The organism is Candidatus Polarisedimenticolia bacterium, assembly GCA_035764505.1.
In the GTDB taxonomy this organism is placed as follows: domain Bacteria; phylum Acidobacteriota; class Polarisedimenticolia; order Gp22-AA2; family AA152; genus AA152.
Genome location: DASTZC010000163.1, coordinates 1 through 13,298, shown reverse-complemented (window position 1 = coordinate 13,298; position 13,298 = coordinate 1). Strand labels below are relative to the sequence as shown.

At 66.2% G+C, this 13,298-nt stretch carries 9 protein-coding genes; 1 reads left to right on the top strand and 8 read right to left on the bottom strand.

The window, feature by feature from the left end:
• A partial coding sequence (locus tag VFW45_10925; protein HEU5181298.1) for a hypothetical protein occupies positions 1-1,263 on the top strand: 1,263 nt, incomplete at its 5' end.
• A 73-nt stretch (positions 1,264-1,336) separates the two neighbouring features.
• Here the strand turns inward: VFW45_10925 and VFW45_10920 are convergent.
• The 8 genes from VFW45_10920 to VFW45_10885 form a co-directional block, all read right to left on the bottom strand.
• Positions 1,337-1,780, bottom strand: a complete 444-nt coding sequence (locus tag VFW45_10920) for a hypothetical protein (protein ID HEU5181297.1) — start codon at positions 1,778-1,780, stop codon at positions 1,337-1,339.
• Positions 1,781-1,908: 128 nt separating this feature from the next.
• Positions 1,909-3,534: a hypothetical protein gene (locus tag VFW45_10915; protein HEU5181296.1), complete on the bottom strand. Its 1,626-nt coding sequence runs from the start codon at positions 3,532-3,534 to the stop codon at positions 1,909-1,911.
• 36 nt (positions 3,535-3,570) lie between these two features.
• Positions 3,571-5,025 (bottom strand): radical SAM protein, encoded by a 1,455-nt coding sequence (locus VFW45_10910; GenBank protein HEU5181295.1) that lies wholly within the window; start codon positions 5,023-5,025, stop codon positions 3,571-3,573.
• Positions 5,026-5,345: 320 nt separating this feature from the next.
• On the bottom strand, positions 5,346-6,785 hold the full coding sequence (locus tag VFW45_10905) for a glycogen synthase (protein HEU5181294.1): 1,440 nt from the start codon (positions 6,783-6,785) through the stop codon (positions 5,346-5,348).
• Positions 6,775-7,827, bottom strand: a complete 1,053-nt coding sequence (locus VFW45_10900; protein ID HEU5181293.1) for a DUF4931 domain-containing protein — start codon at positions 7,825-7,827, stop codon at positions 6,775-6,777. Before VFW45_10900 ends, VFW45_10905 begins: the two co-directional genes overlap by 11 nt.
• Positions 7,828-7,936: 109 nt before the next feature.
• Complete coding sequence (locus VFW45_10895) at positions 7,937-10,114, bottom strand: glycoside hydrolase family 57 protein (GenBank protein HEU5181292.1); 2,178 nt, start codon at positions 10,112-10,114, stop codon at positions 7,937-7,939.
• Positions 10,111-11,361: a glucose-1-phosphate adenylyltransferase gene (gene glgC / locus VFW45_10890; GenBank protein ID HEU5181291.1), complete on the bottom strand. Its 1,251-nt coding sequence runs from the start codon at positions 11,359-11,361 to the stop codon at positions 10,111-10,113. Before glgC ends, VFW45_10895 begins: the two co-directional genes overlap by 4 nt.
• Positions 11,358-13,298, bottom strand: a 1,941-nt coding sequence (locus VFW45_10885) for a 1,4-alpha-glucan branching protein domain-containing protein (protein ID HEU5181290.1), incomplete at its 5' end; no start/stop codon positions are given. The genes glgC and VFW45_10885, both read right to left, overlap by 4 nt.

Here is a 13,298-nt window from a genome sequence, read left to right as displayed (position 1 = left end):
ACTATTGCACCGGACGAAAAGGGAGGCGGGCTGCGCGACGGAGGATCCTCGCAAGGCCCTAATGCCCCACTGCGTGGCTTTGCTGGCTCCTTCTTGGTCCTGGTGCTGTCATGTCTTCTTGGCGCCAGATCGGACAAATGGGTTCGACTGGCCCAACATGATCTGATTTTCGCGAAGGAGCTTTCCTCCGACGGCGTACGATTTGGACCGAAGTTCATGGACGAAGTCATCGTCGGTAGAGTGTTAGCCTTTGGGTGTAACCCTAGGCCGTCAAGACTCGCCGGTCTCGATCCTGTACTCACCCGGCAAGTTCATCTCTATTCCGACCACCACTGTAACCCTTGGTCCGAGCTGTGGGCGAATGAGCTTTGGCCTTGCGAGGGGCGGTCTGCCCCCAGGTGGTGCAAGTCTGAGGATCCACAGATTATTGTCTCTCACCTGAAGGTTGGACCTTACTACGAGACTCTAACGACTGCCATTACTACTACGGACGATGGCCTTGTGCGTAGCAACATCATGGCTGTGATTGTCGACAGACTTCGAGACAAGATGCTGCGTGATTATCCTAGGGAAGCCATCGATGGTTGGCTGGGAAGTGCTACATCTGCTTTCCTGGAGCGCGCTCGCATTGAAGATGCACTGGCAATAGGCTGGATGATCAGGCTTGGGCAGCTCGGCGACAATCCGTCCGTAAGCGCCTCGTTCCAAACTTACCTGAATCGAGTACAGAATGTGAAGGCTGAAGAAAAGAACTTGCTTAACGAAGTAACGCAAGCGTTGGGAGGCCAGAGTATGTCTGCGGAGGCAAAGTCTCAGCTTGTCATGCGCTTTGGCCCCAATCCTGCTCAACAATCATCCCCCTCGCCGCCGGACAGAACAGATATGGCGGATATTGCCTTACTGGTAAATCGTGTTGGAGCTTATTACGGTGTCATAAATAGAAGGGAATTCGACAAAGCCTGGGACTTGGCATGGCTCGACTACCGAGAGGAAGTCGATCGAGATTCTTACGTCCGAACCATGGAATCCATATGGCATCGTCGAAGGTTCGTTACTTACATTCTGCAAGACATCAGCATTCATGGGGATACAGCAAGAGTGACTGCCGAGGTACATCAGCAGACAGACAAGGTGTGGTCAAGGAATCAGGAATTGGTTCGCCAAGATATTGAATTTTGGATCTTCGAGAAGGGTAACTGGTTCAATATGGTGAAATGGCCGGACTGGAAGGACAGCCAGGCTGTTCCCGTTCCAATCCCATAGGAACGGCCTCTCTCTGGAAAGGGACAAATCACCCTTTCGTGGCCGGAAACTGAAGGGAAGAGTCCGAGCTATCCTAACTTAATTCGCCATCATCGACGTTCCATTCAAGCACGCGAAGTTCCTCTCGGCTGAATCGCTCGAGCAGATCCGCGAGCCGATCGAGATCGGAGGGCAGTGCCTCGATGGAGAACTCAACGAAGGCTCTGTCCGGTGGCTCGCGATGGTTGCACAAGCGGAGCTCGATGCCGCACCGTCCGCTGGCCGCGACCTGGAAGACCCGGAGCCGAAGATAGAAGGCGAAATGATCCTCAGGACGCTCGGAGCCGAGCTCCCAGGACACGGTGTCACCCTCCTCCTTTGGGAATCCACGCACCTTGCTGGCAAGAGCTGCGAGACCCTCGGCATTGGAATAGACCTCGATCTCGCCCATCTGCCGCCCGTTCGAGGCGACCACCACCAGGTGGACCTGGTGCGCCTCCTGGTAGGGAAGGCGTGTCATGCGGATGAAAGGCTTCATTCGGTATCCCTAACTGGTTCCTGGACGCATCATCAAGCTTCGGCGGTTCGGACGCCGACGCGTTTGCCGGACCGCGAGCATGGCGCACGCAGCCAGCTCTGGGCAGCAGTTAAACATACCAAGGCCTGTCAGCGGAAGCGGATCTCCGCGAGCCAGGTCTCGTAGAGGTGGTTGGCGTCGGTGTCGAGGGCGAACGCGGCCAGCGCCCGGTCGGGCTGGGAGAGCAGCGTCAGGAAGGCGTTTCCCGGGGCGAAAATCGCCGGCGCACTGACCTTGTTGAGGCGCAGGTTGCGGCTCCAGGTCGCGCCGCCGTCGGATGAGGTGGCGAAGTAGACATCGCCTGCCTGGCGATTGGCGGCGAGGTGCCCGGGCGTCGAATGGCGATAGTCAAACCAGGCCAGATCGAGCCGCCCGGAAGCCGAGACAGCGAGTGCGGGACGAAGCGCTTCGCTCTGGCTTCCGTCGTGGTCATCTGAATCGACTTGCACCGGCTGCTGCCACGTCGCGCCAGAATCAATCGATCGGATGACGAAGACGTGGCCGATCTCGTCGCCCCCTTTCACTCTTCCTTCGAACGCGACGTAGAGCTTCGCCGCATCGGACGGATCGGCCGCCACCCAGGTCGTCGATGGCTCGAGTGCCGCGCCGGCAGGAAAGGCGCGAACCGATGAAAAGGTCGCGCCGCCGTCGGTCGACCGGTGGATCCGGATCTCGGGGCGGCGTCCTCCCGGCCCGGTTCCGTCCACCGCCTGCGCTACGGTGATTGAGCCATCGGGGCTGACCGCGAGACGGTTCGTGTGCAGCTGCATCCCTTCGAAGACCCGCCCACCTTCCCAGGTTTCGCCGCCATCCCGTGTGCGGATGATGACGTAGGCTCCCCCCTCGCATACGCCGTCCCCATTCCGATCGAATCCTTCCGCCAGCGCCAAGAGGTAGATCGCGCCGCGGAAGGGCGACCTTGCCGATTGGTCCGCGGTCAGCTTCGGGTAATCGAAGAGCGGCCCGCCGCCCGCATTGCAGCCGGAGTGGCGGCTGCCGTCGGGAAACAGGAACGAGGTGGAGGCGTCCATGGCGAAGCCACGGTGAGTGAAGCTTCGTCCTCCGTCGTCGGAGCGGGCCACGACGACGCCGCGCGAGCCGCCGGGTACCGAGGCATCCAAGGCGCTCAAATAGAGCCGTCCCCCGGCATCGAACTCCAGCCCCGGGTCGGCGATCGGAAAAGGCCCCAAGCCGAGGCTTCGCTCCCAGCTTTCCCCGGCATTGCCCGAAACGAACACCGGATATGGAGCCTGGCCAGCCTCCGTCACGCGCGACGCCGTCACTGAAATGGCCATGCGTGCCAGGTCGAGCGGGTCGAGGTCGAGATCCGGCTCGCTCGCTCCCGGCATGCCGGGCGGCGCCGCCACCCGGACCGTCCGGATCGAGACAATCCTGTCCAGCTGCGCTTGCGCCGGCGCGCCGGCTGCGCTCCCCGGAGGCGCCGAGGCTTCTCTCACCGCCGGCACGGAGATCGGGGGCGAGATTTCCGGCGGCACCGAAGCTGCGCCTGGACTCCTCTCCCCTATCGCGCGTGGAGTTTCTGTTTGCGCATCGGGTGATGCGCTCGGCGGCAGGGCCTTGATCTGCCCGCCGGCGGCCTCACGGATGGGCAGGTAATCCTTGATCTCGAGGGAAGGGTCGGACAGCGTTGAGACAGGACTCGACAGGAGGAAGGAGGCGGTCGCGGCCCCGATGCCAAGCAGATGTCGCCACACGCTCCGCTCCCCGCCCACGCCGCAGAGGCTATCGAGCTATCTGGCGGCGCTCTTCTCTGTCCTTGATTGCGTTTGAGAACCTGACCCCATCATAGCGTTTCCCACGGCCATTCTGTCAACGGGCCCCGATGCCGCCTGCGTTCCCGGCAGATGCCGAAAGTCATCGTATCGATGAGACTCCCCGAACCAGGCGGGACTGTTTCCGCGCAGCGCTTTCAGAAAGTAGAAGAGGTTCATCATGGCGCACATCAGGAAGGCGCCCAGGCGCAGGCGGAAAAGCGCGCGGAAAATCCGTCGAGCGGAGTAGCGAACTGAGAACGCCTCTTTCCACAGGGCCCGGTGCGCGGCAAGCAGCTCCTCCGGCGTCATCCGGGCGGGAAGGAACGAGACGTTGTAGCCGTTGTAGTGCTCCCATCCGCGGTCGGGCAGCACGCGCCCCTCGCCTTCCAGCTTGGCGTGCAGCGCGGTGCCACGGTAGGGGGTCAGGATGCTCAGGAACGGAACGTCGACGCCGATGTCGTAGAGCTGGCGGGCCATGGCACGGATGGCGTCGGGCGTGTCGCCGTCGAAGCCCGCGATGAAGCCGGCCATCACGCAGATGCCACGCCGGTGCAGCGCCTCGATCCGCTCGCGGTACTCCGCCACGCGATTCTGCCGCTTGCGCGCGTCCGCGAGCGATTCCTCGCCAAACGATTCGATGCCGAAGAAGATGCCGATGCAGCCCGAGGCCTGCATCAGGTCGAGCAGCGGCTCATCCTTCGCGATGTCCATGCTCGCCTGCGACAGCCACCAGCGCTTCAGCGGCACCATGCGCGTGAGCAGCTCGCGGGCATAGTCGCGCCGGATCGTCAGGTTGTCGTCCCAGAACCAGACGATCTTCCGCTGCCACCAGTAGGGGAAGTCCTCGTAGCGGATGTTCTCGAGCACCTCGTCCACGGGCCGCATGCGGAAGCCCGGATTGAGAGTCGGCACGGTGCAGAAGGAGCAGGTGAACGGACAGCCGCGGGTCGCCTGAACCACGCGCGGCACGAAGAAGCGTTTCGGGAGGAGGTGGTAGCGGGGCGTCGGGATCCCTCGCATCGAGGACGGCTCGCCCTCGTAGCGCGACTGCAGGCGCCCGGCCTCGGCATCCTCCAGGAGCCGCGCCCAGACCGACTCAGCCTCGCCGATGACCACCGCGTCACAGTAGCGCAAGACTTCGTCCGCCGAGAAAGTCGCGTGCGGCCCTCCGGCGACGACGATCTTGCCGCGCCGCCTGAATTCGGCGGCCAGCCGATAGGCTTCCGGTGCGAAGCCGCTGAAAAACGAGAGCGCCACCAGGTCGGCGTCGGTGTCGAGCGGGATCTTCTCCACCTGCTGGTGAATCACCCTCACCTGGTGCGGAGCCGGCGTGATCGCCGCCAGATGGATGCCGGTGATCGGCGGGACGAAGTCGACCTCGTGCCCCTGCTCGTACCGCTGGATGTAGACGACGACGATGTCGATCCGCATGAGCCCGCCCTCCTCAGGTCCCCGGGTTCCTGCTTACTTTATACCACCAAGTACTTTTGATAAGCAAGGAAGTCGCACGATCTTGCCCACATTTTCTATGGAGCGCTCTCGGTAAGGGCTCGTTGTTTATTGGGAGGAGTGTTGCGTGTCGGAAATCACGTTAGCACCGAGCCCGTCGAGCCGCCCGGATTGCAAGGCGCCGCGGCCTATGGGCCGCTCCACCGACGAAGCGCCGCGTACCATCCGGTACTGGCGAGACGCAACGCCGCAAGCCGGGATGGATCGACGGCCGAATGCAACGGGATTTCCGATACGCGACACTAAAGGTGCGAGTAGATCTCGAGGTAGCGGCGGGCGGCGAGGTCCCAGGAAAAATCGGCGGCCATCGCGGTGGTTTGCAGCCGGCGCCACGCGTCTGGATTTGAGGTCCGGACTTGCAGGGCGCGCCGGACGGTTTCAACCAGCGTCTCCTCGTTCAAGTGGGGGGGCATCACGAAGCCGGTGCCGCCGGTCTGGCTCGCGTCTTTGACCGTGTCGACCAGCCCGCCGGTCGACGTCACCACCGGCAGCGTTCCGTAACGCATGGCGTACATCTGCGTCAGACCGCACGGCTCGTAGCGCGATGGAATCAACAGGAGATCGCTGCCGGCGATTACCAGGTGCGACAGCGGATCGTCGTAGCCGATGTAAACCCCCATCCGCTCAGGGTGCCGCGCGCGCAGCCTCTCCAGCTCGTCGACCATCCCCTGCTCCCCCGATCCCAGCACCACCAGGTCGGCGCCGGTAGCGAGAAGCCCTTCGGCGGCACGCAGCACGACGTCGATCCCTTTTTGCGGCACCAGGCGGGTGACGACTCCCAGGATCGGTCTTTCCGAGGCTGACAGACCGAATCTCTCTCGCAGCACCTTCGAAGATTCCGCTTTGCGCTCCAGCGATCCGGCGTCGTAGGTCCTGGGAAGCGCCGCATCGCGCACGGGATCCCACAGATCGTAGTCGGCGCCATTCAGGATGCCGTGCAGCTTCCCGGCGCATTGCTGCAGCTCGCCATCGAGCCCGCAGCCGAACTCGGGCGTCAGGATCTCGCGCGCATAGGTGGGGCTGACGGTGGTCAGCGCGTCGGCCGCCAGGATTCCCGCCCGCAGGATGTTGATGCCTCCTCCGGGCAGGAAAGCCCCTTCGCGCCCGGCATGCCGGCGCGCGGCGGCATCAAGAGACATCCATTCCACCGCCTCCGGTCCGAATTCCCCCTGGTAGCCGAGGTTGTGGATGGTCAGCACGCTCTTCGGCGGGTTCTTTCCGGGATAGGCGTGCCGCAGCAGAAGCGGGATCGCCGCGGCGTGCCAGTCGTGCACGTGCAGGAGTGCGGGAGGCTGCTCGCGCTGCGCCGCCCAGGCGCACACGGCCCGCGCAAAAAATATGAAGCGGCGCGCGTTGTCGGGATAGGCGCCGCCGGGCGGTCCATAGATACCCTCGCGGTCGAACAGCTCGGCATTCTCGACCAGCGTGGTGATCGCCCCGGAAGGCTCGCGGCGGGAGAGGAACCATGCCGGCACCAGGGCCGGCCCCAGCCTCACGGGGATGCTGGGACCTTCGGCGGCAAACGCGGAGTGATCCAGGAACCCATAGGCAGGAAGGAAGCGGCGCACCGCGCGTCCCTGCCGGGACAGCGCGTCGGGCAACGCGCGCAGCACGTCGGCCAGGCCGCCGCTCTGGGCCAGCGGCCTCGATTCCGACGCGGCCAGCCAGATCTCAGCTTCCACCGGTACGCGTGGCGGCAGTCTGCAGCAAGTGCCCCTCGGGGACGTCCATGACCCGCTCGAGGTCCCGCAGCCGCGCGGCCGCCTCTTCGGGAGGCATCGGGTTGATGAAGAAGCCGCTCCCCCACTCGAATCCCGCAGCCTCCGTCAGCTTCGGGATCACCTCGACCTGCCAGTGGTAGCGCTCCGGCGCCGGATAGCCCGGAGGAGCGGTGTGGATGATGTAGTTGTAGGGAGGATCCTTCAGCGCCAGCCGGTAGCGCCGCAGCACGTCCTGCAGGATCTCCGCGAGCGAGATGACCTCCTCGTGGCCGGCCCCCCAGAAGAATGACTCGTGCTTGCGCGGCAGGATGCTGATCTCGAACGGGAAGCGCGAGGCGAACGGCGTGATCGCCACGAAGTGGTGGTTCTGCACGACCACGCGCTTCGGGTCGTCCAGCTCCTGCGCCAGGATGTCGCAGTAGATGCAGCGGCCGCGGTAATCGAAATACTTCTCGGAGCCTTCCATCTCGGCCATCACCCGCACCGGGACCACCGGCAGCGCGATGATCTGCGAGTGGGCGTGCGCGAGCGTCGCTCCCGCCGACGCGCCATGATTCTTGTAGGCCATGACGTAGCGGAAGCGGCCGTCGCGCAGCAGGTCCATCATCCGGTCGCGGTAGGCCTGGATGACGCGGGCCATCTGCTCCGGCGTGTAGGTGGCGGGATTGGCCTCGTGGTCGGGACTCTCGATCACCACCTCGTGCGCCCCGATGCCGCGCATCAGGTCGTACAGCCCTTCGCCGCGCTTGTTGGGATCCCCTTCGATGCGCAGGGCGGGAAACAGGTTCGGCACGACGCGCAGGTTCCAGCTTTCGCCGGGCGCCAGGTGGTACGACAGCACCTCCGGCGGCGTCATCGCCTCGTGGCCGGGGCAGAAAGGACAAGCTCCGGCGCTCTCGATCGTGCTGGTGTAATGGCGGAAGGGATTGGCGCGGCGGCTGCGCTCTCCCGAGATGATGACCCAGCGTCCAATGACCGGATCTTTCCGCAGCTCCGAGGTCAAGCATCCTCCAAAAGGCGGCCCTGCCGCGGCAAGATGATACCGTCTGGACCGGCGATTTGCACCCGCCCCCGGCCGGATGCGGCGCTCCGCCGCGCTTTCCGGCGCCGCATCACGAGACGCTCCATTGCCCGCCGCCGGCCGCGAAATCAGGGACGGTCATCTCGACTTCTTCGAGGATCAGCTCCTCGCTGCCGCGGCGCAGGCGCACCTGGAAGGTGGCCCGGCCGCCCGGCACCAGCCCCGCCTCCTCCGAAGGAACGGCGAGCTCCAGGATCTTGCGGGCCGCGGCGCGCGCCTTCGACGGCTCGAAGGCGGCGATCGATTTGTCCCCGTCCGGCGCGCCGCTCCAGCGCTTCGCGCTCTTCAGATTGCCCGCCTCGTCCAGCGCCAGCGTCAGGTGGCGCGACTCGGGACCGGTGCGGAAGGTGACCTGCACTCCTGCCGCGCCGAACAGGCTGGCCGCCTTTCCCGGCGCCGGGTCGAGGCGCAGGACGAACTCCCCGGCGCTGGCGAAGCCGAACTCCAGCGCATCGACGCTGCGCTGCGCCCGCTCCATGGTCCCGCGGCGCTCCAGCGCGCGTCCCGCCAGCCGGATCGCCCCTTCCCACTCGAAGAAATCGCTCTCGAAGCCGTCGATGCGCGGCTCCAGCCGCACGGCCGGCAACGGCGGCGGCGGTTCTTCCATCAGCGTGGCGGCCGCCGGGATCGCCTCTTCCAGGATCTCCGGAGGCGTCCGGCCCAGCGCCTCGTACGCCTGCTTCAGATGGGAGCGGAAGATCCGATCGAACTCGGCGCGGTAGTTGCTGCTGAACTGCGCGTCGAGCCACCAGAACCAGTCGCTTCCCTCGGCGGCGCGCAGCGAGGCCCACGCCTCCTCCCGCGCGGCGGCCGGCAGCGACGGATCGGAGAACATGGGCGCCAGCTCGCGTCGTGCATCCTGGATCCGCTCCCAGGCGCGGTTCTTCTCCGCTCCGCCGATCCAGATCCCGAAATTCGCCCCGATCCAGCTGCCGGCGCGCAGGCGCCCCAGCAGGCCGCGGCGCGGGACGGCTTCGATCGCCTCACCGACCGGCAGGCACTGGATTCTCCGGTTCCCGAGCAGCGCCCCGTACAATCCGCGCAGGAAATCGGCCCCGGCCGCCGGATAGTTCTCCCAGGGATTCTCTCCGTCCAGGGCCACCAGCAGCAGTCCCGGATCGTCCGCCCGCTCCTCGGCACGCTGTCCCACGAAAGCCAGGAAGTTTCCCGCCGCCTCGGCCGCGCTCTTCCCCGAGTAGGTGAACCCGACGCGGTCCGAGAGCTCGTGATTGCGGAACACCAGGTCGAGCCCTGGCGCCTCCGCCAGCCGCCACGGCATCGACGGGTCGGCCTCCTCCTCCCGCTCGGAGGCCGCCAGGACCATCTCGTCGCTCGCGGCCCAGCGGACGCAGCGCGCCAGTTGGAGCGCCGTCTCCTGGCTCACCGAGCCTTCCGAGGGCCACATCCCCTTCGGCCGGACGCCGATCTCGCGCTCCATCAGGTCGAGTGCCTGCGCGATCTGCTTTTCCGCGTCCTCCGGGGCGCGCAGCCGCGACGGCAGGGTCAGGTCGGGCAGCGCCTCGCGCGCCGATTGCGTGTCGCACAGCAGCGGCAGGATGGGATGGGCGTAAGGCGAGGAGGAGATCTCCGCCTGCCCCGAGGCGGCGGCGCGCCGGTACAGGGGAATCAGACGCGCCAGAATCTCGCGCTCGATCGCATGGATGCGGCGGATGTCGGCATCGAGGAAGCCACGCCCCTGCCCCCGCAGCGCGCGGATCTCGGGAAAATCCTCCTGCGCCTTGAAGCCGAACCACGAGAGATCGAACAGCGCCTGCAGGTCGCGAAAATCGGCGGGTGAGAACTCCTTCCAGGCCTCCTCCCGGCCCCGCACGCGGAGCGCCTGGTGGCGCCGGCGGCTCATCTCGGCGTAAGCCGGCAGGCTGCCGATCATGCGCGTCTCGCCGGCCGAAAAGAAATGCTCGATGAGGAAGGCCCTCTGCGCGTCGTCCAGCTCCTCGGCCGGCACCGCGCCCGCTTCCAGGAAAGCGTCGGTCGCGCCGCGCTCGTAGGCGCGGATCTGATCCAGCAGGCAGGGGACCAGGTTGACGGTGAGGCGGATCTCGGGGAACTCTTCCAGGACGCGCACCATGTCGTAGTAGGCGCGGATGCCGTGCAGCCGCACCCATGGCATCATGCATGACTTCTCGCCGCGCAGGCGGTACTGCGGCTGGTGCAGGTGCCAGAGGAAAGAAAGGGCGATCCGCTTCACGCCTTGTCGAACCTCACGTCGGGAGAGACGGCCCTTATCCCCTCGTCGGTGACGGTGATGCCGCGGGCCCGGTCCTCCTCCACGTCGAAGCCGATGGTGGTGTCGGAGGGGATCTTCACCTGCTTGTCGACGATGGTGCGCTGGATGCGGCAGCGCCGGCCCACGTCCACCCCCTCGAACAGGATGCTCTCGCTCACCGTGCTGTAGGAGTTGATACGCACCCGCGGGCTCAGCACGCAGCGATCGATGTGGCCTCCCGAGATGATGCAGCCGTTGCTCACCAGGGAGTCGGTGGCGATCCCCATGCGGTTCGTCTCCTTGTCGGCGAACACGAACTTGGCGGGCGGGTAGTCGGTGCGCGCCGTCAGGATCGGCCAGCTGGCGTTGTACAGGTTGAACACCGGGGACACGCTCACCAGGTCCATGGAGGCGCGCCAGTAGGACAGCAGCGTCCCCACGTCGCGCCAGTAGCCGCGCTCGTCCTCGTTGGTCCCCGGGACCTCGTTGTTGAGGAAGTTGTAGGCGTGGATGTGCATCTTGTCGTACCAGCGCGGGATGATGTCGCGGCCGATGTCGTGGCTGCTCTGGGCGTCGGCGTGGTCCGCCTGGAGGATCTCGAACAAGGCATCGAAGTTGAACAGGTAGTTCCCCATCGACACCAGCGACTGGCTCGGGTCCATCGGGAAGGCGGGCGGCTTGTCCGGCTTTTCCATGAAGCGGGCCACCCGCATCGAGGCGTCGACGTCGAGGCAGCCGAACTGGTGCGCTTCCTCGATCGGCTGCGGCACCACGCTGACGCTGACCGCCGCGCCGGAGGCCAGGTGCTCGTCCACCATCTGCTGCACGTCCATGCGGTAGATGTGGTCGGCGCCGAAAACCGCCACGATCTTCGGACGGTCGCGCTGGATGCGCTCCAGGTTCTGGTAGAGCGCGTCGGCGGATCCGAGGTACCAGCCGCGCCCTTCCCCGAACATCGCCGGGATCACCTCGCAGTACTGCCCCAGGTGCGAGGAGAAGGTCCAGCCGCGCGACAGGTGCCGGATGAGCGAGTAGGACTCATATTGGGTGAGGACGTGGATGCGCAGCAGGTTCGAGTTGACCAGGTTGGTGAGGACGAAGTCGATGAGCCGGTAGTGTCCGGCGAAAGGCATCGCCGGCTTGGCGCGCTTGCGGGTGAGCGGATGCAGGCGCTTTCCCTCCCCGCCCGCCAGGACGAAGGTTTCGATGCCGTGCCCCGTGCCGTTCATGCCCGCCTCCATACCGCCACGTCCAGGTCAGGGAAGAGATTGTCCTGCGCTTCCATCGCCGCCAGCTCCGCCTCGTCCACCCCTCCCGACTCCAGCGCGTCGGCCAGCCGCCGAAACCGGTCCAGGTGCCGCAGGACCCGCTCGCGCGCGTAGCCCACCGCCGTCTCGTTGCGCAGGATGAAGGGCCAGTCCGAGGATTGCGCCAACAGCAGCTCGCGCCCCGCCTGCGCCAGGGCCCGCGGGATGGAGCCGTTGCCGGCGCCGCGCCGCTCCACCAGGGAGATGAGCCGCCGCGCCGCGTCGTGCAGCGGCGGGTAGATCCAATCGGTTTTCGGATTCACCCAGACCTCGAAATAGCCCCCTTCCCCCCAGCTCGAGGTGGAAGGCTCCGACTCCTGCGTGACCGGATTCTCCTGCAGATAGTCGCCGGGGCTGACCGTGCGGATGCCGTGCTCGGCGGCCTCGCGCAGCACCGCCGCCAGCCATTCCGGTCCCTCGAACCACCAGTGGCCGAACAGCTCGGCGTCGTACATCGAGGTGACCAGCGGCTTGCGGAAGCCGGGGCGCGCCAGGTATTCCATCTGGCGGCGGCGGTTCTCCAGGAAATCGCGCGCGTGCACCGCCACGCGCTGCAGGGCGATGTCGCGCCGGTAGGGCTGCTTGCCGTCGGTGGCGCCGGTGATCCGGTGGTACTTGAAGCCGGTCATGCCGCGCGTCCCCGCCGGGTCCAGGAACTCCCCCACCGTCTCCCATTCGAGGTCGAAGCCGATGTCGCGGTAGAAGTCGCGGTATTCCGGGTCGCCGGGGTAGCCTTCCTTCGAGGACCAGACCTGCACCGTGGTCTCCTGATCGCGCGCGAAAGCGGCGACCCCGGCCGGCGTCAGGATCGGGGCGTGCAGGTCGAGGCGAGGGCGGTGCGAGGCCTGCCGGAAGCCGTGCGCGTCGACGAAGAAATAGTCGACCTCCGCTTCCGAGAGGACCTGATCGAGCCCTTCGAAGTAGCCGCATTCCGGCAGCCAGAAGCCGGAGGGGCGCCGTCCCAGCTGGCGCCGGTGCTCGCGCACTCCGAGGAGGACCTGGGCCCGCACCGCCTCCGGCGACAGCAGCGCCGGCAGCAGGCCGTGCGTGGCGGCGCAGCCGATGATCTCCAGCACGCCCCGAGCCTCCAGCCGCGCGAAGCCCCCCACCAGGTCCCCGCCATATTCATCGTGGAACAGCTGGCGGAAGCGGCGCAGACGGTCGCGGTAGAAGCCGGCGGTGGGACGCATCTCGGGGATGCCGCGCGTGCGGGCCATCTCCCGCCGGGACAGCTCGATCATCCGGTCGAGATGGCTGGCATATTTGGCCATGAGGACCGGGTCCCGCAACATCGCCATCAAGGTCGGCGTCAGCGACATGGTGAGTCGCGCGGGGACGCGATCGCGGCAGAGATCCTCCAGGAGATCCAGAAGAGGCAGGTAGGTCTCGGTGATCGCCTCGAAGAGCCAGTGCTCCTCCAGGAAGTACTCCCGCTCCGGATGGCGGATGAAGGGAAGATGGGCGTGCAGGACCAGCGCCAGGCTGCCGGCCGCCGGCGGGCGGGCGGCGGCTCGCGGCGACAATCCGCCGGTAATTCCGGCGCGCCGCTGCCAGTCGGGCTTCCCGGACGGGGAAGACCCGCCCAAGCGGGATGTCTGCGTTTCCCGCCGCGCCCTCGGGTCGCGCCACGATTCGCTCTCGTCCCCGGCCCCCTCGCGCGGGATCCGCAGAACGTTGCTCACAAGCAAAGTCCTGAAGCCGTCCCGATCCTCCACCCCGAGATGGGCCCGCACGCGGCAGTCGGTCTTCGGCGGCGTGACGTACCAGCCGGAAGCGCGCAGGTCGAGCTCGGAGCGGGCAATCTCCCGCAGCTCGCCGCTCTCCAGAACCTCTTCCAGGCGGAGCCCCGCGGGACCCTC

Bases quoted from the DNA above. Each gene is read 5' to 3' on its own strand.
- VFW45_10920 (HEU5181297.1), bottom strand. From the start codon at position 1,780: ATGAAGCCTTTCATCCGCATGACACGCCTTCCCTACCAGGAGGCGCAC.
- VFW45_10910 (HEU5181295.1), bottom strand. From the start codon at position 5,025: ATGCGGATCGACATCGTCGTCGTCTACATCCAGCGGTACGAGCAGGGG.
- glgC (HEU5181291.1), bottom strand. From the start codon at position 11,361: ATGAACGGCACGGGGCACGGCATCGAAACCTTCGTCCTGGCGGGCGGG.